General features: G+C 68.6%; 18 protein-coding genes. 15 read left to right on the top strand and 3 right to left on the bottom strand.

Annotation, left to right across the window (positions count from 1 at the left end):
* Nucleotides 1-255 precede the first annotated feature (255 nt).
* From G447_RS0106285 to G447_RS0106260, 6 genes are all read left to right on the top strand, one after another.
* Nucleotides 256-1,539 carry an adenylosuccinate synthase gene (locus G447_RS0106285; RefSeq protein ID WP_026430445.1) on the top strand — a complete coding sequence of 428 codons (1,284 nt, stop codon included), beginning with the start codon at nt 256-258 and terminating at the stop codon, nt 1,537-1,539.
* A gap of 192 nt (nt 1,540-1,731) precedes the next feature.
* Nucleotides 1,732-2,718 (top strand): hypothetical protein, encoded by a 987-nt coding sequence (locus G447_RS0106280; protein WP_026430444.1) that lies wholly within the window; start codon nt 1,732-1,734, stop codon nt 2,716-2,718.
* Between the two features lie 272 nt (nt 2,719-2,990).
* Entirely contained in the window at nt 2,991-3,644 is a 654-nt protein-coding gene (locus tag G447_RS0106275; RefSeq protein ID WP_026430443.1) for a heme-binding beta-barrel domain-containing protein, read from the top strand.
* Nucleotides 3,628-4,830, top strand: coding sequence for a CAF17-like 4Fe-4S cluster assembly/insertion protein YgfZ (ygfZ, locus tag G447_RS0106270; protein ID WP_034476537.1), 1,203 nt, complete (start codon nt 3,628-3,630; stop codon nt 4,828-4,830). Before G447_RS0106275 ends, ygfZ begins: the two co-directional genes overlap by 17 nt.
* A gap of 106 nt (nt 4,831-4,936) precedes the next feature.
* A complete protein-coding gene (dtd, locus tag G447_RS0106265; RefSeq protein ID WP_026430441.1) occupies nt 4,937-5,362 on the top strand; it encodes a D-aminoacyl-tRNA deacylase in 426 nt (141 codons plus the stop codon).
* Nucleotides 5,363-6,749: 1,387 nt separating this feature from the next.
* On the top strand, nt 6,750-9,218 hold the full coding sequence (locus tag G447_RS0106260) for an ATP-dependent Clp protease ATP-binding subunit (protein ID WP_026430440.1): 2,469 nt from the start codon (nt 6,750-6,752) through the stop codon (nt 9,216-9,218).
* A gap of 339 nt (nt 9,219-9,557) precedes the next feature.
* On the opposite strand, the gene G447_RS0106255 is transcribed toward G447_RS0106260, so the two are convergent.
* Entirely contained in the window at nt 9,558-12,239 is a 2,682-nt protein-coding gene (locus tag G447_RS0106255; RefSeq protein WP_026430439.1) for a type VII secretion protein EccB, read from the bottom strand.
* A 3-nt stretch (nt 12,240-12,242) separates the two neighbouring features.
* Complete coding sequence (locus G447_RS0106250) at nt 12,243-13,586, bottom strand: EsaB/YukD family protein (RefSeq protein ID WP_243442325.1); 1,344 nt, start codon at nt 13,584-13,586, stop codon at nt 12,243-12,245.
* 223 nt (nt 13,587-13,809) lie between these two features.
* Between G447_RS0106250 and G447_RS11190 the strand changes: the two genes are divergently transcribed.
* From G447_RS11190 to G447_RS0106200, 9 genes are all read left to right on the top strand, one after another.
* Nucleotides 13,810-14,124: a WXG100 family type VII secretion target gene (locus tag G447_RS11190; protein WP_081491417.1), complete on the top strand. Its 315-nt coding sequence runs from the start codon at nt 13,810-13,812 to the stop codon at nt 14,122-14,124.
* 29 nt (nt 14,125-14,153) lie between these two features.
* A complete protein-coding gene (locus G447_RS0106240) occupies nt 14,154-14,438 on the top strand; it encodes a WXG100 family type VII secretion target (protein ID WP_005872540.1) in 285 nt (94 codons plus the stop codon).
* 193 nt (nt 14,439-14,631) lie between these two features.
* A complete protein-coding gene (locus tag G447_RS0106235; protein ID WP_026430437.1) occupies nt 14,632-15,381 on the top strand; it encodes a hypothetical protein in 750 nt (249 codons plus the stop codon).
* 15 nt (nt 15,382-15,396) lie between these two features.
* The gene (locus G447_RS0106230; RefSeq protein WP_131295702.1) at nt 15,397-15,687 is read left to right on the top strand and encodes a hypothetical protein; all 291 of its coding nucleotides are present in this window, start codon (nt 15,397-15,399) and stop codon (nt 15,685-15,687) included.
* Between the two features lie 9 nt (nt 15,688-15,696).
* On the top strand, nt 15,697-16,452 hold the full coding sequence (locus tag G447_RS0106225) for a hypothetical protein (protein WP_131295700.1): 756 nt from the start codon (nt 15,697-15,699) through the stop codon (nt 16,450-16,452).
* A 35-nt stretch (nt 16,453-16,487) separates the two neighbouring features.
* The gene (locus tag G447_RS0106220) at nt 16,488-16,973 is read left to right on the top strand and encodes a hypothetical protein (RefSeq protein ID WP_026430434.1); all 486 of its coding nucleotides are present in this window, start codon (nt 16,488-16,490) and stop codon (nt 16,971-16,973) included.
* Nucleotides 16,974-17,034: 61 nt separating this feature from the next.
* Complete coding sequence (locus tag G447_RS0106215) at nt 17,035-18,498, top strand: hypothetical protein (protein WP_026430433.1); 1,464 nt, start codon at nt 17,035-17,037, stop codon at nt 18,496-18,498.
* Nucleotides 18,486-19,670, top strand: coding sequence for a S8 family peptidase (locus G447_RS11185; RefSeq protein WP_341532732.1), 1,185 nt, complete (start codon nt 18,486-18,488; stop codon nt 19,668-19,670). The genes G447_RS0106215 and G447_RS11185 overlap by 13 nt, the downstream gene beginning before the upstream one ends.
* 256 nt (nt 19,671-19,926) lie before the next feature.
* Nucleotides 19,927-21,276 (top strand): PQQ-binding-like beta-propeller repeat protein, encoded by a 1,350-nt coding sequence (locus G447_RS0106200; RefSeq protein WP_243442324.1) that lies wholly within the window; start codon nt 19,927-19,929, stop codon nt 21,274-21,276.
* A gap of 117 nt (nt 21,277-21,393) precedes the next feature.
* Here G447_RS0106200 and G447_RS0106195 read toward each other — a convergent pair whose 3' ends face one another.
* Entirely contained in the window at nt 21,394-22,779 is a 1,386-nt protein-coding gene (locus tag G447_RS0106195) for a hypothetical protein (protein WP_005869328.1), read from the bottom strand.
* Between the last annotated feature and the right edge of the window lie 145 nt (nt 22,780-22,924).

Genomic DNA, 22,924 nt, shown 5'->3' with positions numbered 1-22,924 from the left:
AACGTTGACGGCCCGGCTCGGCGGACTCCTTCCACCCCGGTTCCTCGCATCTCCGATCGATCCGTGCTCCTGGCTCGGGACGCTTTTCCGACCGCCTCGTTTTGGTCGTGCCCCGCTGCCCCATCTGCCCTGTGGCCGCTCCGCCCGGCCGGAAGTACCCGGTCAACGGGCGCCAGCACCCGTATCGGGGCCCACTGCTAGACTCGGGGGTGCTGGGGCCTCCGCCCAGCGCACTCGACCACATTTGGAGAACCTATGCCCGCTGTGATCGTGCTCGGCGCCCAGTGGGGTGACGAGGGCAAAGGCAAGGCGACCGACCAGATCGGTCAGCGCACTGACTACGTCGTCAAGTTCAACGGCGGCAACAACGCCGGCCACACCGTCGTCGTGGACGGCCAGAAGTACACCCTGCACCTGCTGCCCGCGGGCATCCTCTCCCAAGGGGTTACCCCCGTCATCGCCTCGGGGGTCGTCGTCGACCTCGACGTCCTCTTCGACGAGGTCGAGGAGATGGAAGCGAGGGGCGTCGACTGCTCGCGCCTGCTGCTGTCCGCGAACGCCCACATCATCCCCCCTTACAACCGTCTCATGGACCAGGCCAACGAGAGGGCGCGCGGCAATAGCCTCATCGGCACCACCGGGCGCGGGATCGGCCCCACCTACGCCGACAAGATGAACCGCATCGGCCTGCGCGTCCAGGACCTCTTCCACCCGCAGGAGCTGCGCGCCGAAGTGGAGGCGGCCCTGGCCCCCAAGAACACTGTTTTCAAGGCCGTGGACCTTCCCGTCCTCGACCCCGCAGAGGTCTCCGACCATCTCCTGTCCTTCGCGGAGCGCGTCAAGCCGATGGTGTGCGACTCCTCCCTGGTGGTCAACGACGCGCTCGACCGCGGCGACACCGTCCTCTTCGAGGGCGGCCAGGCCACCATGCTCGACATCGACCACGGCACCTACCCCTATGTCACCTCGTCGAACCCGACTGCGGGCGGCGCCCTGACGGGCACAGGGGTCGGTCCGACGCGAATCGACCGGGTCGTCGGCGTCGCCAAAGCGTACACGACGCGCGTCGGCGAGGGCCCCTTCCCCACGGAGCTGGACAACGAGGCGGGCGAGGACCTGCGCGCCAGGGGCGGCGAGTTCGGGGCGACGACGGGCAGGCCCCGCCGCACGGGCTGGTTCGACGCCGTCATCATGCGCTACTCCACGCGCATCAACGGCCTGACTGACATCTGCCTGACGAAACTGGACGTGCTCTGCGGATACGACACGGTTCCCGTGTGCGTCGCCTACGAGATCGACGGCGTGCGCACTGAGGGGATGCCCCTCGACCAGGCGTCCTTCGCGCGCGCGGTCCCGGTCTACGAGGAGCTGCCCGGATGGAGCGAGGACGTCTCCGGCTGCCGCTCATTCGAGGAGCTGCCGCGGGCCGCCCAGGACTACGTCAAGCGTCTGGAGGAGCTGTCGCGCTGCCGCATCCAGTCCATCGGCGTGGGGCCGGGCCGCGAGGCGACGATCGTGCGCTACCCGCTGCTGGGCTGACGGGCCCCCGCCGGATGGGCTGACGGGCCCCCGCCTGCCCCGGCGCGGGTATGGAAAAGGCACCGGCCCGAATGCGCCTGTCGGCGCGAAGGCCGCTCGTGGCGGCGTAGTTTGGAGCCCGGGGCATACCGGACCGGTGCGCATCACAGCTTACGCGCGCGCACCGGGGAACGCATCCGAGGAGCGCGTTGCGTGTGTCTCGTGCGCGGGCGCCCCGATGCGGCGATCGGCCCCCGCGTGTGCCACCATGTCGGGGTGAGCCCTCAGACGCCCCAATCCCCTCCCACCCGGTCGCGTGCCCGCACATCCCGCGAGCGCCAGAGCGACTCCATCATGGATGTCCCCGTTCCGACGCGGGTCAGCGCCTACGTGGTCAGCGGCCTCGCCCTGGCGGCGCTGGTCGTGTGGACGCTGCCGATGTCGCGGTGGACCATCGGACCTGTGACCGCCGCCGCCTGCGTCCTCCTGGTGGCGGGCTGGCCCAGGCTCTCCCGCGTGGACACATCGCCCGTGGTGCAGATCGTTGTGGCAGTGGCCGGGTCGACGATCCCCTCGGCGGTCGCGTACTGGCAGAACCTCGATATCGCGGTGGCCCTGATGGGGATCGCGTTGGCCGTGGCGGTGGCCGCCACGGTGCTGACCGCGCCCGCGCCCAGGGACCGGTCGGTGTCGCCCGGCGACTGGTCGGGGTCCGCGTCGGGGGCGGTCGCGAACACTGTGACGCTTCTGCTCTTCATCATGGGAGGCTCCATGTGGGTGTCGCTGACAGTACGGGAACGGTGGTCGGTGACCGTGCCGGTGGTGGCCTTCGCCGCACTCGTCGTCGTGTGGGGCAACCAGGTGGGCCGTTCGAAGAGGGTCCAGGCGTGCGTGACGGTCGTCCTGGGCCTCGTGGCGGGCCTGGTCGCAGCCTGGGGCGCGTGGTACCTCGGGCGCACCGCTGGTCTGCTGCCCGCGGTGTTCCCCACCCTGGCCGAGCGCTACAACGAGTTCGACGCCTTCCTGGTCTTCGGTGGCGTGACGGGGATCGGTGTGGGGGGCGCCATTGTCGTCGTCGATGGGCTACTGGGGACGCGCACCCGCGACCAGGCCCTTATCGCCGTGGTGGCCCGGGGAGCTGCGAAGTTCTTGATCGCCGTCCTCCCCGTCTACGCGATGGTGCGCATCAGCGGCGTCTGAGCGGTGCTGCGGGGGACGGTGCGGCGCCCGCTCCCGGCGACTGGTGGACAGTGCGCAGGGCCCCGCCCCCGTTGCCGGTCCCGTTCCGCCCGCCCCGGGGGGCACCTCGGACGAGGTCGAGGACCAGGGGCTCGTCGGTTCCCTTCCCCTCGCCCGGGGGTGCCGGTTGGGTGCGGCCCGCCCTTGTTGGCCTCCGGGTTCCGTTCCCCTCGCCCCGGGGGCACAGGGCTCGCCGCGGGCGGCTCGGCCCCGCAACGCCTAGGCTTGGGGGCATGATGGTAATTCCTGCGGATCTGCCGCCCCTGGTCGCCCCCGTTGCATGGATGCTCGGAACGTGGCGGGGGTGGGGAACGCGCGCGGCCGACGGCGGCGACGCGCCAGTGGTGGAGGAAGTGCGCGGCGACGTGGTGGGCGACCAGATGCGCCTGGTGACACGGGTGTACGAGGGGACGGCCGACGGGGACGTGGATCCCACGTGGGACGCCGCCTCGGGCCTGTCCGTTATCGCGCGGGGCCCGCTGCTGGTGGAGGAGACCCTGTACGTGTCGGTCGCCCCCTCCGACGCCCCCCTGCCCCCTCCTGGCCAGCACAACCCACGCGCGTTCACGGCTTCGGGCGCCACCACGGGCGGCCACGCCAGCGCATGGGACGGGATGAGCATGGGGCCGCGCGTGCGAATGGTGTCGGAGGCCATCGCCCGCGTGGAGGGCTCCGAGCGGGTCGTCCACTACGGGCGCATGTTCGGACTGGTCGCGGGCGAGCTCATGTGGACCCAGGAGCGGACACTCGAGGGCGCCGACGAGGCGGTGGTCGAGTTCTCGGGCCGCCTGATGCGCGCCGAGCAGGCGGCCGCAGCGGACGGGGCGGACTCCCCGGAGGGGTCCGCCGCGCGCGGGGAGGAGGGCTCCGATGGCCTCGCGGACTGACCCGCGCGCCGCCCCACTGCCGCCCGCGCACCGGGGCGGGGGCGCACCGGACCCGGCGGACGGCGCTTCCGGCGCCGCGCCCCAGCACTACGGGGACCCTTCGGGCGAGCAGTGGGCCCTGGAGGGCGGGCGCGCCCTCGTGGCCCGCCCGGACCTGGTGGTCGTGGACGTGTCCGGGGAGGACCGACAGACGTGGCTCACCTCGTTGAGCACGCAGGTCGTCACCGGCATGGGCCCGGGGGACTCGCGCGAACTGCTGGTCCTGTCCCCCGAGGGCCGCATCGAGCACTGGGCTGGCGCGAGCGACGACGGCACGACCACCCACTTGATCGCCGAGGGGTCCGACGCTGGCGCGCTGGCCGGGTTCTTGGACTCCATGCGCTTCGCGCTGCGGGTCCGGGTCCTGGTGCGCGACGACCTCGCGGTCTACGCCTCGGTGCGCGCCGGCGGGAACGACGCGGCCGCGGTGGGCGCCCTGCCCGGCGTCGAGTGGACGTGGGAGGACCCGTGGCCCGGCGTCGCGCCCGGAGGAGCGGCCTACTACCAGGGGGCCCGCCACCCCGGCTCCCGAACTCCGATGATGTTCCACGTTGTTCCACGCGCGGTGGCTGCTGCTTTCGAGGAGGCGTGGCTGGCCGCCGACGGACACCGCATGGCGGGGACGCTGGCCTGGGAGGCCATGAGGGTCGCCGCGTGGCGGCCGCGATTGGGCATCGACACGGACGCGCGCTCGATCCCCCCGGAGGTCGATTGGCTCCGCACGGCGGTGCACACGGACAAGGGCTGCTACCGGGGGCAGGAGACTATCGCCCGGGTCGTCAACCTGGGCAGGCCCCCCAGGCGCCTGGCCTACTTGCAGCTGGACGGCTCGCGCTCGGAACTGCCCGAGCCCGGAACGCGGATCGAGGTGGGGGGACGCACGGTCGGGGTCGTCACATCGGTCGCGCGGCACGCCGACGAGGGGCCGGTCGCCTTGGCGCTGCTGGCCCGCACGGTGGGCCCCGAGCAAGTCTTCGACATCGGCGGCGTGGCCGCCGCTCAGGAGCCCATCGTCCCCGTGGACGGCAAATGCACGGCCTCTCCCGCGTCGAGGCCAGGCGCGGAACTGGGCGGGCGCCAGATCCGCCGCTCCGACGGGGGCTCGGGCGCCCTGCGGGGCATGGGCTCGGCACTGGGGTCCCGCTGATGCGCGTCCTGTGGGCGCCTCCCCTTCCTGTGCGCGCCGCGACCGGGCTCACTGGCGCCCGCGGCGACGGTGTGCCGCTGGCGGGCGCGGCGGAGGGAACCCGCTGATGCGCGCCGTCATCCAGCGCGTCACGCGCGCCTCGGTCTCGGTGGGCTCGGAAGTGGTGGGAACCATCGACGGTCCGGGGCTGGTGGCGCTGGTGGGGGTCGCGCGCGGCGACGGGCCCCAGCAGGCGGCCGTGGTGGCCCGCAAGATCGCCGAGCTGCGCATCCTGGACGGCGAGGCGTCGGCGCAGGACATGGGCGCGCCCGTCCTGGTGGTCTCGCAGTTCACCCTGTACGGGGACACCCGCAAGGGGCGGCGCCCCTCGTGGGCGCACGCGGCCCCGGGCCCGGAGGCCGAGCCGTTAGTGGAGGCCGTGGTCGCCGACCTGCGCGGACGCGGGCTGCACGTGGAGACGGGGCGCTTCGGCGCGATGATGGAGGTGTCGTTGGTCAACGACGGCCCTTTCACGGTGCTCGTCGAGGCGTGAGGGCGCGGTGTCCCGCAGCGGGCGCGGTTCACCGTACTCCCGGCGGGTTCGATCCCCCTCCCTTCTCGGCGTCTGCTCTCTGTCCGGTGCTGCACACAAGGGACGGAATTAGGAAACATGGCGTCGCACTGGGCGTCGGAATTACGCCGTTGTGTGCGCAGAATGTTCCGTGAATCAGGACCCTTGTGTGCGCTGGACCGTCCTGGGTTTCCTCGGGGGATGCTCTGTGGCGGCTGGCGCGGCAGCGGGGATGCGATGGTGTTGGCATGGTCTGGTTTTGTGGACCATGCGTCTTGAGGGTTGTTGGTTGTTATTGGGGCTGTGCCTGGCCGGGCTCCGTGTGTGGTGCGGTGGTATGGAGGTGTGGTTGAGTCCTTCTGGTGGAGTTATGCATCGGGAAGCGGGCCGGTTGGTGTTGCGCCTGGCCGGTCGTGCCCTCCGGGTGGAGTTTTGTATTGGAAAGTGGGGCGGCTGGGGTGGCGGTTGAGCTGTTTTGCAAGCGAAGTTGAGTTTTCAAAGGGATACCGTCACTTTGCAAGTGTTATAACGCTTGCAAAGCGTGGTAGCGCTGTGAAAGCGGAGGTAGCGCTGTGAAAACGGGACCCATCGTGTCGGTATCGCTGTGAAAACGGAGCCGCTGCGCGGGGGCTCGGGCGCACTCCGTGGCTCGAGGCTACGGCTGCAGCGTGGTCCGGAGCCCAGTGAACCGCATTTGGGTGGGAGAACGCGTACTGGGGTAGGAGAATATGCATTGGGGCAGGTTAGCCCACATTGGGGCAGGTTAATAACCTACCCCAATGACCCGTTGCCTACCCCAATGCGCCGTAACGTGCCCCGATGCGCGGGCAGCCCCGCCGACTACACCGGCTGACCGGCCCCGCCAGAGGCAGAGCGGGCTCCTATCCGGGCCGCACCCGCCACCACCCCGGCAGGAGCTGAGGCGGGCAGGCAGTTGCCTACCCCGATGCGCGGGGCGCGCCCGGCCGCAGCGATGGGTTGACTGATCTCAGCGTCTGCCTACCCCAATGCGCGGGGCGTGCCCGGAGGTTGTGCCGTCCGGTTGGCTCCGCTAGCGGCCGTCGGCCGTCGCCGTGACCCGGCGGTTGTGCCGTCCGGTTGGCTCCGCTAGCGGCGGGCTGGGGTCCCGGGTGGGCAGTGCGCCGATTGTGCTGTCCGGCCCCCCGCGGTCGGCTGAACGGGTTCCTGCCCGGCGCCCGCCGGTAAATGCTGGCTGATCGGAGGGCTTCGCATTACGCGGCCCCTGCGCCCTCGGCGAACTCACGCGCGTGGGGCTCGTGCCCGCCGTAGGCTGGGTACCAGTCAATTGGGATGCCGTATCGGCGCGCCGCTGGCGCGTTCCGGTGATGCCCGCATTGTGAGGAGAGATATGTTCGAACGGTTCACCGACCGCGCTCGCCGTGTCGTCGTTCTGGCTCAGGACGAGGCCCGTGGACTCAAGCACAACTACATCGGAACGGAGCACCTGCTGCTCGGCCTCATCACGGAGGGCGAGGGCGTGGCCGCGAAGGCCCTGGAGACCATGGGCATCAAGGGCGACGCCGTTCGCAAGAGCGTCATCGAGATCATCGGTGAGGGCGAGAAGCCCGTCGAGGGCCATATCCCCTTCACCCCCCGCGCCAAGCGAGTCTTCGAGCTGAGCCTGCGCGAGGCCCTGCAACTGGGGCACAACTACATCGGCACGGAGCACCTGCTGCTGGGCCTCCTCAAGGAGGGCGAGGGTGTGGCCGCCCAGGTGCTCACCAAGCAGGGCGCGGATCTGGCGCAGGTGCGCCAGACGGTCATTCAGATGCTGAGCGGCTACCAGCGAGGCGACGACGAGGGACGCGAGTCGGTGGGCGCGGGCGTTGGCGGCAGCGGTGGCCCCGAGCGGTCGAACTCGGCGATCCTGGAGCAGTTCGGGCGCAACCTCACTCAGGCGGCGCGCGAGAACAAGCTGGATCCCGTGATCGGGCGGCGCACTGAGATGGAGCGCGTGATGCAGGTCCTGTCGCGCCGCACGAAGAACAACCCTGTGCTGATCGGCGAGCCGGGCGTTGGCAAGACAGCCGTGGTCGAGGGCCTGGCGCAGGCGATCGTGCACGGCGACGTGCCCGAGACCATCAAGGACCGCCAGATCTACAGCCTCGACATGGGGTCGTTGGTGGCGGGGTCGCGCTACCGCGGCGATTTCGAGGAGCGTTTGAAGAAGGTCCTCAAGGAGATCCGCACGCGCGGGGACATCATCTTGTTCATCGACGAGATCCACACGCTGGTGGGCGCGGGGGCGGCTGAGGGGTCGATCGACGCCGCGCAGATGCTCAAGCCGATGCTGGCGCGCGGCGAGCTGCAGACCATTGGCGCCACCACGAACGACGAGTACCGCAAGTACATCGAGAAGGACGCGGCGCTGGAGCGCCGTTTCCAGCCGGTGAAGGTCGATGAGCCCTCCGTGGAGGACACGATCGAGATCCTCAAGGGCCTGCGCGACCGTTACGAGGCCCACCACCGTGTGATCATCACCGACGAGGCGATCAAGTCCGCAGCGGAGCTGGCCGACCGTTACGTCTCGGACCGGTTCCTGCCGGACAAGGCGATCGACTTGGTCGACGAGGCGGGCGCCCGTTTGCGCATCCGCCGGATGACCGCGCCCCCGGAGCTGCGGGAGCTGGACGAGAAGATCAGCGAGCTGCGCCGCAACAAGGAGTCGGCCATCGACGACCAGGACTTCGAGAAGGCGGCTGCCCTGCGCGACCAGGAGTCGAAGCTCGGGGAGGAGCGCAAGGCGAAGGAGGCCGCTTGGAAGGGCGGGGAGTCCGATGAGATCGCCGAGGTGACAGACCGCGAGATCGCCGAGGTGCTGGCCATGTCGACGGGCATTCCCGTCGTGCGCCTCACACAGACGGAGACCTCGAAGCTGCTGCGCATGGAGGACGAGCTGCACAAGCGCGTGATCGGCCAGGACGAGGCCGTCAAGGCGCTGTCGCAGTCGATCCGCCGCACGCGCAGCGGTTTGAAGGATCCGAACCGTCCTGGCGGCTCGTTCATCTTCGCGGGGCCCACGGGCGTGGGCAAGACCGAGTTGGCGAAGGCGCTCGCGGAGTTCCTGTTCGGGGACGAGGACGCGTTGATCCAGCTCGATATGTCGGAGTTCTCCGAGAAGCACACGGCGTCGCGCCTTTTCGGCGCGCCCCCCGGCTACGTCGGTTACGACGAGGGCGGGCAGCTGACGGAGAAGGTCCGCCGCAAGCCGTTCTCGGTGGTGCTCTTCGACGAGGTGGAGAAGGCCCATCCGGACATTTTCAACTCTCTGCTGCAGATCCTGGAGGAGGGCCGCCTGACGGACTCGCAGGGCCGCAAGGTGGACTTCAAGAACACGGTCATCATCATGACGACCAACTTGGGCACGCGCGACATCAACAAGGGCGTGCTCACGGGCTTCCAGTCCTCGGAGCACCAGACGCACGACTACGCGCGGATGAAGTCGAAGGTGTCGGAGGAGCTCAAGCAGCACTTCCGCCCGGAGTTCCTCAACCGCGTGGACGACACGGTCGTGTTCCCGCCGCTGCAGAAGGACGAGATCAAGCAGATCGTGGATCTGATGATCGCGAAGCTGGCGAAGCGGATGGAGGCCCAGGACATGCACTTGCAGCTGTCCGACGGGGCGCGCGAGTTCCTGGCGGATCTGGGCTTCGACCCGGTGCTGGGCGCGCGTCCGCTGCGCCGCGCGATCCAGCGCGAGATCGAGGACTCGTTGTCGGAGCGGATCCTGTTCGGGGAGATCCAGCCCGGCCAGGTCGTCACGGTCGGTGTCGAGGGCGAGGGCAAGGAACGGAAGTTCACCTTCAACGGCCGTTGATGGGCTGCTATGGCCCGGGCGCGCCCGCTCTAGTGCGGGCCGGTGCGGCGTTGTGGCGCGGTTCCGAACCCACGTCTCGCACTGCGCGCCCACCCGGGCGCTGACGGGTACCGACGAGGTTCCGAGGAGAGCGCCCCGCGCAGGAACAACCTGTGCGGGGCGCCGCTTCTCCCTTTATGCCGCACACAAGGGCCGGAATTAGGCAACAGGGCTCCGCACACAACGGCAGAATCAAGCCGTTGTGTGCGGAGGGTGTTTCGTAAATCAGGGTCCTTGTGTGCGTGACTGGGGGAGGGGGGCCGTCCGCTGCAGCGAAATCACGGGTGCCCGGCCTGCCTGTTAACGGCCGACCGCTCCGGTGCCGCCGCCTTTGCGTCGCGCCGTCGCTGCGGCGCGGGGCCGCGGTTGGCGCAGCCAGCGGATGACGGTGAGGATCATGGCCGCGGCGGTCCCTCCCGCTGTGACGACCAGTGTGACGCGTTGGATGTGGGGCCCGTAGTTGACGGAGAAATCCGGTGGGGAGGCGGCGGCGATGGTCAGGGGGGCGGAGGTTTTGCCGTCCGGGCGCGGGGGGCCGGGGATCATCGTGTTCAGGTCCAGGGCGAGTGCCGCGCTGGGGGCGACGATCCCCCATCCGTCCAGTTTGGAGTGCTCTCCGGGGTTGGGGCGCAGGGCCGTGGCGGTGAGGCGGTACTTCCATTCTGCGGGGGTTTCTTTGGGGTGGGCGGAGGCGACGAGGGCGGCGATGCCCCCGACGTAGGCCGCCGAGTACGAGGTGGCGGGGGTGTCCGCTGAGAAGATGCAGTCGCCGCCGCCCTTGAACGCGGAGTGGACGTTGGAGCCGGGTGCGGTGATGTCGATGGTGTCGCCCTGGGCGTTGGTGTCGGAGTGCGTGCCGTCGGGGTTGATGGCTCCGACGGAGAGGACCTGCGGGTAGGCGGCGGGGTAGCGGGGTTTGTCGATCTCCTCGGCGGTGTTGGTGCCCGCTGAGGCGACTACCAGGGAGCCCGCTTTGGTGGCGTCGATGACGGCGGACTGCAACTGGGGCGTGTCGTTCGGGGTGGACTGGGCGACGACGATAATGCGGGCACCGGCTTTGTAGGCCGCGGTGATGCCTTGCGCCATGCGGTCGATGCGGGGGCCGTTCCCCGCGTCCTGGGTTTCTTTCTCGGTGTCGCGGTAGACGCGGATGGGCAGGATCTTGGCCGCGGGGGCGACTCCGGTGAGTCCGGAGCCTTTGATGGTACGGGCTCCGATGAGCCCCGCGACGATGGTTCCGTGTCCGTAGGTGTCCACGCGCCCGTCCGCTTCCCCGGTGAGGTCCATTCCGGCCAGTAGCGCACCGCCGCTGAAGTGCGCGTTGGACGATTGGACGCCGGAGTCGATGACGGCGACAGTGACGCCGCCCCCCTCGGAGGTCTTCCAGGCGTTGCGCAGGCCGAGTTGGTTGATGATGCTGGTCTGCGCGGGGATCAGCTGGGGTTTGTCGGCGCTGCACGCCTCGCCCTCGGCATTGGGCTGCGTGGCGGGTTGGACGGCCATCCCGGTGGTTCCGGTGACGGGGCCGTTGGGTGTGCTCGAGGAGGTGGGGACCCCCGCCCAGACTTGAGCGTTGGACAGGGTCGCGCCTCCTGGGATGAGGCGCTGCCAGGCGACGGGGATCGTGACGATGTCGTTGGCGGTCCACCCGAGGCGGGCGATGGTGTCGTCGGCGTTCTCGCCCAGGGGGTGGGCGGCTCCGACATCGGAGACGAAGACGGTGGCCCCCAGAGCGCCGCCGTCGGTGAATCGGACGAGGGCGCCCGAGCCTCCGGCGACCATGACTTTGGGGCCGTTGGCGGCGGGGTTGGTCCCCGTGGATCCGGATGTCACGTCGGAGGTGCCGACGCCGAGGTCGCCCGCGGAGGGCTCGGAGGACGGCGCGGTCCCACTGTTGGACGGGGCGTCGTCGGCGGGGGCGAGGGCGGTTAGCGGCACGGTGCTGAGCCTCGCGGTGGGGGTGGTACCCGTCAGGTCCAGGGTCGCGCAGGGGGCGTTGGCGGGGGTGGGGGGGCTGATGGTGGCGGGCCAGTCGGTGGGGCCCACGCCTTTGGTGTCGATGGTGAGGGTGGCCAGTTCGGCGACGGGGACGGTGGTGGGCTGGGCCAGTGCGGGCGAACCGAGGGAGTAGAGGGCGGCGGTCACCTCGGTGAGGGGGGCGATGGTGCTGGCGGCGGTGACGATGTACTTGCGGGCGTCGCCCTGGGCGGCCAGCACGGAGCCGATGACTGGTGACGACACGGAGGCGGGCAGCCCTGTGACGGGGGTTCCGGCCCGGTCGATGGTGAGCGGCCCCATGGGGGTGCCGTCGGCGAAGACGGCGATCCAGGACGGGTCCACTTCGACGACGCTGTAGGACTCGAGCCCCAGGGCGATGAGGACGCCGGACAGGGCGGAGTCCTCGATGCGGTACTTGGCGTTGCCGGCGACCAGGTAGGCGGTTCCCTCGGATCGCACCAGGGCGGTCCCGTTCTCGACGAGGGACTGGGGGGCGCCGGCGACCCAGGTGCGCGTCACGGTGCCGATGGCGCAGGCGGTCCACTGGTCGGAGCGGAGGCGCTCGGAGGTGGGGACGTCGTCGGGGGCGCCGATGATGCCGATGGGCGTGCCCCTGGGGATCTCGGCGAGCGCGCTGGCGGAGACGGAGGAGGTGGTCATTTCGCCGGGGGTGCTGGCCAGGCGCGCGGTCGTGATATTGCCGAGGGGCAGCAGGGTGCCTTTGGAGGTGAAGTAGCGCTCACCGGAGTCCTTGACTGTGATGAGCATCCCGTTCTCCCAGTTGTCGGGCAGTGCGGGCGCGAATTTGCCCAGTAGGGCGGCGACGACGACCATGATGATCGCCAGGATCGTTCCGACGGCGATGGGGCCGGTCATCGAGGTGGGCTCGGTCTCCTGCCCTCCGGGTAGGCCCATGGAGAACACGGTGGTGAGGCGCCGCCTCTGGTAGCGCTGGGCGTTGAGGAGGTCTTTGTTGGATGCCATGGTTCAGAACAGCTCCCAGCACATGATGACGAGGGGGAAGGCGCCGACGAGGCCGATGAGTTGGAGGGCGCCGGCTACGCGGGAGAGGGCCGGGCGGGTGCCGGGCGCGACGACTGCGAACGCGAGCAGTAGGAAGCTGGCGATGAGCCCGGCGGCCGCGGCGATGGGGACGGCTGCGGGGTGGGTGGACGCGGCGGCGAAGCACGCGAAGGCGATGAGCGCGGTTCCTGTGATCGTGTGGATGAGGACTTCGGCGCGTGAGCGCTGGGTCCTGGCGGTGAGTGTGAGGACCAGGCCGATCGTGGCGACCAGGGCGATCCCCCACGGGTCCGCTTGGAGTTGGTGGGCTTGGTGCGCGGCGTTGCCCGCTTCGGGCGGGGATTGGAGTGTCGATCCGAACATCGTGAGCGCGCAGGTGAGGGGGAGGGCGGCTGCGGCGCCGGAGGCGACGCTGAGCACGGCGACGCGGGCGGCGCGGAATCTGGGGGCCACTGTGGCCGCGCGCAGTCCGCCGCCCTGCATGGCGCCGGTGGAGGCGACATCGAGGGTTTGGGGGCGGGCGACGACCAGTGCGGGCGCTAGGAGCAGGATGACCGCGAGGATGAGGGTGATGAGCGCTGCGGGGCCGCTGGGCACCGAGGGGAAGGCGAGGACGCAGAATCCGATGAGTGTGAGCGCGGTGCCGACGGTGGCTGGGGCGATGGCGCTGACGCGCAGCGCTCCGGGCAGGACGAATGTCGCGATGGAGGAGATGGCGATGACGATTCCGCCGGCGATCCAGGCGCCTCCGGGTGTGGTCGCGTCGGCGAAGGAGACGGCGGCGGCGCCGCCGAGCAGGGGGGCGGTGTGCGCCAGTGCGAGGCCGCCGGTGGGGCTGGTCCGCGCGACCAGGGCCGCGACTCCGGTGGCGATGACGGCGGCGAAGCCCGCGATGATGGCGCTGAGCAGGTTCTGGCCGGATGTGGCGACCAGGTAGGCGGTGAGGACCAGCAGGGTCGTGGACACTCCCGTGGCCAGGGTGGTGGAGGAGGTGCTGGTCCACGCGGGGACGTTCTTCTCGACTTGGTCGCCGATGGCCTCGACGGGGTCGTCGTAGACGCGGGGCGGGGCGGGGTCCTGGACCTGCGTGAGGGTGAGGGTGGCGCCGGGGCCCACTTTCTGGGATGCGAGGGTGTGGGAGTAGGAGAGCTCGCGGGAGCCGGATAGGATCGATATGGGGCGTTCGAGGCTGGGGGAGGCGTCTCCGAGGGCCTGGGCGAGGGTGGGTGCCAGTTCTGCGAGGATCATCTGCGATGGGACGGTGACGTCGGTCGCGCGCCGCCCGTAGGCGACTGTGATTGGGATCAATAGTGGGCCTTGGTTGGTGGGGGCCATATTGTGGTTTCCTCCTGTCGTCCCTTGGATCCGCGGGGGACTGTCGTTCGCGTACCGAATGGTAAAATAGTAGGAATTATTCCCAAGGTCTATACGTGGAGCCGGACATGTGCTTATATTAAACCCATCGGAGCGCCGGTGCATCGCACGGTTACCGAGGAAAACTGACCGAATCGCAAGAGGAAAGAGGAACCTCATGGCTGAAAACTCAGGGATGCAAGTAGGTGAGGGCGCCCTTCAGCAGGCGGCCAACACCATCTCCGAGTCGCAGAACTCCCTCCAGAGCCGTCTGAAGAGGCTCGAGGGCGACCTGTCCAACGTCAGCGCCATCTGGCAGGGCCCCGCGGCTGCCCGCTTCACGCAGCTCATGGCTCAGTGGCGCGAGAACGCGGACAAGACCACGAGCGCGCTGAGCGAGTTCGTCGAGAAACTGGGCGGGGCTTCGCGCTCCTACTCGCAGCAGGAAGAGGACCTGGCCGCCGACATGGGCAAGTACGCCGCCGGCCTGTGAGATTTCGACACAAGATAGGAGCATGAATCATGAGTGATGGCGTCAAGGTACAATTCGCGCACCTCGGACAGGCGGGTGCCGATATCAAGACCGGTTCCCATGACATCGAGCAGATCCTCAGTGACATGGACGTCGAGCTGCAGAAGGTGACGTGGGAGGGCGAAGCCCAGGCCGCGTACCTCGAGGCGAAGCGGAAGTGGACCGAGGGCATGGCCGAGCTGCAGCGGATCCTCGGTGAGGTCGGCAACGGCGTCGATTCGGCTGTCCAGAAGTACCAGTCCATGGAGCAGCACGTGGCGCAGAGCTGGATGTGACGCCTCCTGTGGCGCATCCGCTCGACCGCTCCGGTAGTCCGCTCCGCACTCTATGCGGGTGCGGCGGGCCACTGGGCGCGGGCGTTTGATCGCCGCCCGGCAGCGGGCGGACGATCGAGGCGTGGGTGCGGGACGGTGAGAATCGTCCCGCACCCACGCTCGTTACCCCACACTTCCCCCCTAGGCGAACAGCATGTCATTATCGCAGATTCCCGACCTCGACGGTCTCATGGAGGCCTTCGACAAGATCAGCGCGCTCACGGACCTCATGGCCGAGGCCCGGGCGCAGGCGCCCGACAGCGTCACGGTGGAGGACTCCACCCAGTCGCTTGAGCTCACGATGCTCAACGACGGGACGATCGAGGACTTCCACATCGAGAGCGACTGGCGGGACAATATCAACCCCGAGGACCTCGGGGCGTCGATCACCGCGCTCATCGGCGACGCCAACACCGAGTTGATGTCGGCCTCCGGCACCTTCCTCGAGGAGAACTACGAGGACTGGCAGGAGGAGCAGGAAGAGCACGAGTTCAACTCGCTCACCTCGCCGGTCGTGGAGCAGACCCGCCAGGACGCCGACGAGATCCTCGAGCGCGCCGCCGGGCAGATGGTGCCGCTCGACGACTCCCTGGCGGAGGCGTTCTCCTTCGTGGACGACGCCTTGGCGAAGGCGAGGGCCTTCGCCGCCATGAACGAGGGCACCGCCTCCGACGAGGACCACGCGGGCGAGGAGGTCTGGTGCGAGCGCACCGCCGGGATCGTCACCTCGGTGGGGGTGGATCCGGCCTGGGCGGTGGCCACGCCCTACCCGCTGCTGCGGTCGCGGATCTTCGACGCCCTGGTCGGCCAGGACGGGGAGGGTTCGGACCAGGAGTCCTTCGCGCAGCGCGGCGAGGCGATCACCGAGCAACTCCTGGGCGCCTTGTCCCGCGATGTGGACTGAACTTACGAAAGGAATATGATGCCAAAGCACAGTGGTGACGGATTCAAGGTCGACACCGACGCACTGCGGCGCGACGCGGAGAAGTGGGAGCAGGCGAGCTCCGATTTCACCAAGGACTCCACCTGCGATCCGCTCACGGACTTCAAATGGATCCCGCAGGCGGGCGAGTTCGTCAAGCGCGCGAACGAGATGCTGGACCGTTTCGCGCAACTGCGGACACAGGGGTCCCAGGCGTTCGCCGCCGTTGGGACGTCGTTGACCAAGTCGGCGAACGACTACGACGCGACCGACGCGGAAGTCTTCTAGGAGGGGGCAATGTCAATTGCGGATATGATCGCGAAGTTCGAGGAGTGGAACAACTCGGCGAACGAGACCGTCCACAATTTCGTCGAGACCGCGAACAAGGCGCTCGGCCTGATCCAGAAACTGCCCTTGCCCGGGCTCCAGGCGCTTATCGAGATCGTGAAAACGGTTTTGAAAGGGGTTGAGCAGGTCGTCAAGTACCTCCACGACCTGGTCGACTTCATCATCCAGGATCTGAAGTCCGCCCAGAAGCTGGACGACACGGGCAACGACCTCACCCAGCGCGTCGCCGTCCCGGTCGCCGGTGTCTCGCAGGGCTTCCTGAGCCAGCTCGAGGGCCGCAAGGAGCGTTTCTGGGAGGGCGATGGCGCGAAGGCGTACACGGAGCACACGGACCTGCAGGGGCAGGCGTGCGAGGAGCTCTCGAACGCCTACCAGACGTTGGCCACGGCGTTGCACGACGCCTACGACGGCTGCATGGTATTCGCGGGGGCGATGGCGGTCGCCGCCGGTACCTTCATCGCGGGCGTCGCTGCCGCTGCCGCGTCGCTGATCCCCCCCGCCACCCCCGCCGCGCCCGCGGTGTGGGCGGCGGTGGTCGCGGTCCTCAAGGCGGCTCTCGCCGCAGCGGTCGCCGCCGTGAGCGCGTGGTTCTTGAAGCTGCACCCACAGCTGAGAAAGGCGCAGGAAGGGCTGGACAAGGCCTCCTTGAACGGTGGTAAGACGGTCTTCTACAACGGGAACTGGCCGACTTTGACGCTATACTGAGTTTTAAATTCTACCGATTTGAAAGGAGCGGGCCGATGGCTGGAGGATCACCGGGCACTGGCGGAATCGACACGGATCAGGAGAATGGCGCCCGGAGCCAGACCGAGGGCGGCGTGGGCGAGCTGGAGGGCGCGCAGAGCGACGGCGTCGACACGATCTCCCGTGAGCAGACCGTGCGCAAGTGGGGGTACGAGCAGGGCCCCGCAGCGATCAGCAGCAAGTACAAGGACGTGTTGCAGGCGACGGCGACGAACCTGGATACCCGTATCACCCAGCTGCGTGAGATGCTGAGCAACTCGCAGCACCAGGTGGCCAACTACGAGCAGAACGACGAGGAGATCGCCGAGAGCTTCCGCAAGGCCGCCAGGTCTGAGACTGGTGTGGCGAGCGCGGGGGGCACCACGGTGGCGGCGGCGGCCGGCGCCGCAGCGGCGTCCGCAGCAGCCGGATCCGGTCTCCAGGGGGGCGGGAGCTCCAGTGGCGGGTCGGGTTTTGATGGCAGTGGTATGGGCGCGGATTGAGGTGGCTTTTGAGCTCCACATGTCGTTCTAACCATATGGTGAGCAGGGAATAGGAGTAAACATGAGTGACGACCAGTACCAGTGCAAGGCGGGGGATCCGAGCCCCTTCGATAAGCAGACCCCGGCTTCGCCCCCCTCGGATGCGACGCCGTTCCAGCGTTTGCAGGCGGTCGCGGATTTGGATTACAACGATTCTGCTGATGAGCAGGGGTATAACACCGTTGTCGAGAAGATCCGGAAGTGCCGTGATCTGGTGACGCAGTACGAGCAGAACAACGGGTTCCAGTCCCAGGAGGTGCGCGCGGCGATCACGGAGTGGGCACAGAAGTTCCGCAAGGATCTGAGGACCACTGAGCAGCAGTTGACTTCGGGTTATCAGACTGTGGGCCAGGCGCGGGCGGTGATGCGCCAAGCGCGCGACCTGTTCAATACGAATGTGTCGCCGGAGCTTTATTCTCCTGCTGAGAAAATACTCAAGAAGACGATGGATGTCGCGTCGACCGTCACTGTTCCCATCGGCGGCTATCTCACGAAGATGGCTGCGGACACCTTCTGGGGTTGGTTGGGCAAGGAGCGCGACAAGCAGCGCGATGAGTACTGCAAGAAGGTCCTCGACGATATGAACGCCCAGCTCACCAAGGGCGCCGAGGGCATGAACACCGCCACGGACCCCAGAAAAAAGAGGGGGGAAGTTGGCGGTGGCCATGACGATGGCACGCCGCCCAATCCCAGTACCACAATGCCCGGGATCGGCGACCCGAATAAAGTCGGCGGCGTAGGCGGCTCCAACCCCAGCGCCGGCCTCGGCGGTGGGGACACCGGGGGCCTCGGGGGCGCGGGGGGGAATTACGGCACTTCCGACGTCGACCCCTACGCCGCGAAGGGCAAGGACTGGATGTCGGAGGGCTTCCAGAAGCCCGGCGGCCCCCAGGACCCGCCCCCCACCGCCAATGTCAATGACCTCAACGGCGTGGGCTTGACGGACCGCCCGATGAACCAGACGGTGACCCCCAACGGGCTCGTCGATGGGTACACCCCGCCGTCGGCGACGAACTACTCCGACCCCCGGTGGGACCCCTCCTACAAGATCCCCTCCAGCGTGGCGGACGTGTCCAAGGCGGCGTCCGCAGGCACCCTGGGGGCCCTTGGCGGTGCCGGTGCGGCCAGTGCCCTCAAGGGCCTGGGGGGCGCTGGCGGTGTGAGCGCGAAGAGCCTCTTGGCGGGCGGCGCCCCGGGCGCGGCCGGGTCGGGCGCTGGCGGTCTCAAGGGCGCCGGTGCCGCTGGTTTGAAGGGCGCCGCTGGCCTGAAGGGCGCTGGCGGTGGTACTGGTGGCATGATGGGCATGGGCGGTGCCGGTGCGGGTGCCGGTGGGGCTGGTGATGATAAGAAGAAGCGCCGTGTTTTCTCGGGTTTGTTCTCCGATCAGCCCGAGGACACGGGACCCGTGTGGGACCCCGCCCACGGCCCGGGCTCTGAGGACGACGGCGTCGTCTTCGAAGTCGACCTGGACGAATGGGGGCTGTGAGAATGGCTCATCAGAGTAGGGCCCGCGTCGGCGTTGTGTGCGTCGGCGCGGGCCTTGCCCGCGTTGTGGTGGCGTTGGGCGTGGTTGTGGGTTTGTGCGTGGGGGGTGCGCCTGGTGCTCGTGCGGTTGATGAGATCACGACACAGGAGTATGTGGGTCCCCTGGGAATTGAGAACGAGGTGGCGGCTGGCTTCACGGGCAAGGGCATTAAGATCGGCGTGATCGAGGGGCCAGCTGACACGAGTGTGCCTGAGTTGCAGGGCGCCAACGTCACCGTGAAGCAGATGTGCTCTTTCACTCAGTCGGATGAGGGGCGTTCGCACACGACTGCGGTGGTGTCGATCTTGGCCGCGCGGGGTTACGGTGTGGCGCGCGGAGCCGAGATTATTAACTACGCTATCCCCACTGAGAGCTCAACAGATGAGAATGCCGACTGCAAGGGCATTGGCCTTAAGGATGCGGTCAACGCGGCGGTTGCCGACGGTGTGCGCGTGGTGTCGGTTTCACTGGGCGGGGGGAAGACCACTGACGAGGAACGTACGGCGATTGCTGCTGCTGTTGCGCGTGGTGTGGTTGTTGTGGTTGGTACTGGGAATGATGGGGCTCAGGATCCTCCTGATTCGTTGGCTTCTGTGAATGGTACTGTGGGTGTGGGTGCGTCGGATTCGAATGGGAACATGCAGTCTTTCTCCAATTACGGGAAAGGGCTTGCCGTGCTCGCCCCTGGTGACAAGACCGTGATGCATCTGTTTCCAACGGGGAAACTCGTGAATGCTTGGGGAACTTCGTATGCGACTCCTATTGTTGCGGGTTTTGTGGCGGTTACGATGCAGCGGTGGCCCGGGGCGAGTGGGAACCAGGTGGTGCAGTCGTTGGTGAAGACGGCGACGAAGGGGTCCACGGGCCAGCCCTTGATCAGTCCGAATGGTTTGGACAAGACGGATCCGACTCAGTTCCCCGATGAGAACCCCCTCCTCGACAAGTTCCCGGGTACTGAGCCCAGTGCTCAGACTGTGGCGGACTACCGCGATGGGGTGCTGGGCACCCAGTCGGTCTTCGACAGCGACTCCTCCTACGTGTACCGGGGCACAGACGCGCAGGTGGCGCTCGCCCACCCGGACCGCTCCGCCCTTGGCACCTCGCCCCGCTACCACAAGAAGAAGGACCAGTAGCAGCGCGGGGCACTCGGGACCACAGGAACATCGGCAGTGAGGAAGTGAGAGCATGACCACGCCATCGAATCCGTCCGACCCGTCCAACGGGCAGTGGCAATCCGGCGGGCAGCCCACCACAGGCGGGTCCTGGCCCCAGGAAGAGCCGGGTGCGCAAGGGGCGTGGCGCGGAGCACCCAGCACCGCCCCCGCGCATGCGGGCATGGGCATGTACTCCACGCCCCTGACGCCCAGGAACAGACGCAGGAAGTGGCCCATGATCATTGGAATCGTCGTCGCCCTCCCATTCCTGGTCGTCGCATGCCTGCTCTTCTGGTCGGCCCACTCGTCGAATCAGCAGCGCCAGAACGACCCCGCGCTCCAGGCGTCCGACATCCAGAAGACCGACCGCGTCCCCTGGGAGATCCAAGGGGACATCCGCGCGCCCGGCGACGCCATCACCCCATCCGACGACTGGATCAACGGAATCGGCAGTGCGTGGACCATCGAGGAACCCGCGTGGAGCAGCGGCAGTTTCAACTACCGCGTCGCATACGCCACGAACGGCGCCCTCGTCATCACCAGCCAGAGCGCGAACACGTGGCAGAGCACCCTCAAAGGGTGGGACATCAGCGGCGACCAGCCCCGACAACTGTGGTCCCACACCGTGCAGGACAACGACAAACCGGACTTGGGCGCCGAGGAGAAGGGCGTGTGGGTCGGCAACACCCTCTTCATCGACGAGTACGCCATCAACGGCGACACGGGGGACATAGCGTCCATCAGCTGGCTCCGGTCCGAGAAGAGCAGCCGCACCAAAGGCAACGACCTGGTCGTCACACCCGACTTGGTGCTGGTCGCCTGCGATCCCGGAACAGGGGAGTGCTCCGCGCACACCGCGGACGGGACCCAGCTGTGGACCGCCTCCACAGGACTGTCCTCCTACACGCTGCGCGGGACCGCCCAAGCCGGCGGGCACACGTGGATCCGGCTCGACGCGGGGGCCGGGCGCAGTGCCTTCGTCAACACCGCGACTGGCGAGACCAAGAGCGCCACCTACGGGTCCGGGGACTCCTGCTGGCACGCCGCCGCATCGGACGGCTGGCTGATCGCCTGCCAGGGCGACGCCGCGATCACCGCGTTCACGGCGGACGGCGAGTCCGCGGGAACCTTCGCCGCCACCTACTGGCCGCTGTCCACTCGGGGCAAGAGCGAGTGCTCCAACGCCACCACACCCGTGTGGGCGCGCACCCCCACGCTCGCCCAAGCCACCGCTTTCTACCGCGACGGCGACATCAGCGCGACCCGGGGCACCCTCACACCCACCGACTGCGGGAATATCGTGTACCAGGCCCCCGGCGGCACCACGACAGACCTCGACCTCACCAGGGACAACAATCAGAGGGCATTCACGCTCGGCGACTCGGGGGGCGTGCTCCAGAAGCAGCTCGCCATCAGCGACAGCGGGAAAGTCCTAGTGATAGGGAACGCCGTCTTCGTCGACCTCACCAGCGGCGCCTACATGGGCTCCATCAGCGACGACCACCTCGACTGGCCGCTCCTGAGCGCCCCCGGACTCGTGCTGCTCAAAGACGACACGGGGATCGTGGCCTACAAACCGCGCTAGAGGGCCCGGGAATCCCGCCGCCCTCCGTCCCCACGTCGGCGACGCGCGCACGCGGTTTCCCGGCATCTGCTCGCGCGGGCGACACCGCGTGCTCTAAGAAGGGACGCGGCGGGGGCCTCAGACCGCCTGGCGGATCGCGTCGAAGAGCCCCGACGCGTACACCGACGCCGGCAGCACCACAATCATGGTGAACGCTTGGACGATATCGAGCATCCGCCCTGCCAGGGGCGAGGGCGCCGGCTTCTTAGCGCGCCCGTCGCGCACGGGGAAGAGCGCCACCAGCAGGAACGCCGAGCAGGACAGCAGGACCGCCGAACCCCCGGGGATGCCCGCCGCCACACCTGCTGAGGCCGCGACGGCCGAGACCAAGGCGGCCGAGGCGACGGTCAGGAGCGTCCGGGTGGCACCGCGCTGCCCGCGCGCCGCGAGGGCCAGGGTCAGGGCGCCGCCCACCACAGTCGCCAGGGCGGCGCGCCCGTGCCATTCCTGCGTTCCCAGGTACGCCCCCGACCCCAGGCCGCCCAGCACGCACAGCACGCACGCCAGGGCGACGACCACGTGGGAGCGCACCCGCGCCGACGTGTACGCGTCCTGCGAGGCGCGCACGTTCATGGCCTTCGGCTTCGGCGGCTCCTGCTGGCGCCCCGGCAGCGCGACGGTCATCACCTCGCGGATGTCGATGAGGACGAAGGACCCGGCCCGCACCGTCAACTGGGGAGAGAGCCACACGAGCACGGCCCCCACGGCGACCGCCAGGAACGCCGGACGGGCCACCAGGGAGTTCCCCAGGATCATGAGGGTGGAGCACGCGGTGGCCACCGCCCACGCGGCCCGGGGGACCGAGACGGCGTCGTCCACACCCTCCACGCGCCGCACTCCGTAGGTCAGGCAGTACAGCAAACCGCCCCACGTCACGATTATGGGGGCGACGGCGGAGCCCACCGGGTTGTCCGCCGGAACGATCTGCAGGCACGCCAGGGCGAACACCAGGCTGGCCACCGCCACGGACTCCGTCCTGGCCCACGTCGGGGCGATGTACCCCAGGGCCAGGGAGTAGAAAACGCTCAGCGCCCCCACGCCCAAACGGGAGAAGACATCGGGCTGCCACCCCCACACGAAGGGGCTCGCCAGGACGAAGACCTCGACGAGCACCACCGCCAGTGCGGAACCCACCAGGGTCCCCGCGGACACCGCGCGCGCGCGGGCGGAGCGCTCCGCCTCCTCCTCGGAGGAGGCCCGGGGGTCGCGGAAGGGCCAGCCCCCGTGGGAGAGCATCGCGGAGGGATCCGCGACGAACATGATGACGTCGCCCGCCGCCACCTCGAAGCCCACGCGGTCCGTGGGCTTCACCTCCGAGCCGGAGACCCGGCACAGGTGGACCCACGCCGGATCCACGCCCACCGAGTGGAGCGCCTCGGACAACGGGGTCCCCTGGGCGGCCGCGCAATCGCGCAAGGAGGCGTCCGGCAGGCGGAGCGTGAAGGGAACCAGCAGATCTGACACGTCTCCTCTTCTCCTGTCCTTCATGACATACGGTTAGGATTCGCCGCTGCGTGTATTCTTTCACGTGTGCGGCGGCGTGTGCCAGTGCGGCCCGTGCCCCAGTCCTCCCACTGGGGCCGCAGGGGCCCCACGGCTCGGGCGGGTA

It is taken from the genome of Schaalia georgiae DSM 6843, assembly GCF_000429245.1.
In the GTDB taxonomy this organism is placed as follows: Bacteria; Actinomycetota; Actinomycetes; order Actinomycetales; family Actinomycetaceae; genus Pauljensenia; species Pauljensenia georgiae.
This window is presented reverse-complemented; position numbering and strand designations above follow the sequence as displayed.

Coding starts and splice junctions, on each gene's coding strand:
- G447_RS0106285 (WP_026430445.1), top strand. CDS start 256: ATGCCCGCTGTGATCGTGCTCGGCGCCCAGTGGGGTGACGAGGGCAAA.
- G447_RS0106275 (WP_026430443.1), top strand. CDS start 2,991: ATGATGGTAATTCCTGCGGATCTGCCGCCCCTGGTCGCCCCCGTTGCA.
- ygfZ (WP_034476537.1), top strand. CDS start 3,628: ATGGCCTCGCGGACTGACCCGCGCGCCGCCCCACTGCCGCCCGCGCAC.
- dtd (WP_026430441.1), top strand. CDS start 4,937: ATGCGCGCCGTCATCCAGCGCGTCACGCGCGCCTCGGTCTCGGTGGGC.
- G447_RS0106260 (WP_026430440.1), top strand. CDS start 6,750: ATGTTCGAACGGTTCACCGACCGCGCTCGCCGTGTCGTCGTTCTGGCT.
- G447_RS0106255 (WP_026430439.1), bottom strand. CDS start 12,239: ATGGCATCCAACAAAGACCTCCTCAACGCCCAGCGCTACCAGAGGCGG.
- G447_RS11190 (WP_081491417.1), top strand. CDS start 13,810: ATGGCTGAAAACTCAGGGATGCAAGTAGGTGAGGGCGCCCTTCAGCAG.
- G447_RS0106240 (WP_005872540.1), top strand. CDS start 14,154: ATGAGTGATGGCGTCAAGGTACAATTCGCGCACCTCGGACAGGCGGGT.
- G447_RS0106235 (WP_026430437.1), top strand. CDS start 14,632: ATGTCATTATCGCAGATTCCCGACCTCGACGGTCTCATGGAGGCCTTC.
- G447_RS0106230 (WP_131295702.1), top strand. CDS start 15,397: ATGATGCCAAAGCACAGTGGTGACGGATTCAAGGTCGACACCGACGCA.
- G447_RS0106225 (WP_131295700.1), top strand. CDS start 15,697: ATGTCAATTGCGGATATGATCGCGAAGTTCGAGGAGTGGAACAACTCG.
- G447_RS0106220 (WP_026430434.1), top strand. CDS start 16,488: ATGGCTGGAGGATCACCGGGCACTGGCGGAATCGACACGGATCAGGAG.
- G447_RS0106215 (WP_026430433.1), top strand. CDS start 17,035: ATGAGTGACGACCAGTACCAGTGCAAGGCGGGGGATCCGAGCCCCTTC.
- G447_RS11185 (WP_341532732.1), top strand. CDS start 18,486: ATGGGGGCTGTGAGAATGGCTCATCAGAGTAGGGCCCGCGTCGGCGTT.
- G447_RS0106200 (WP_243442324.1), top strand. CDS start 19,927: ATGATCATTGGAATCGTCGTCGCCCTCCCATTCCTGGTCGTCGCATGC.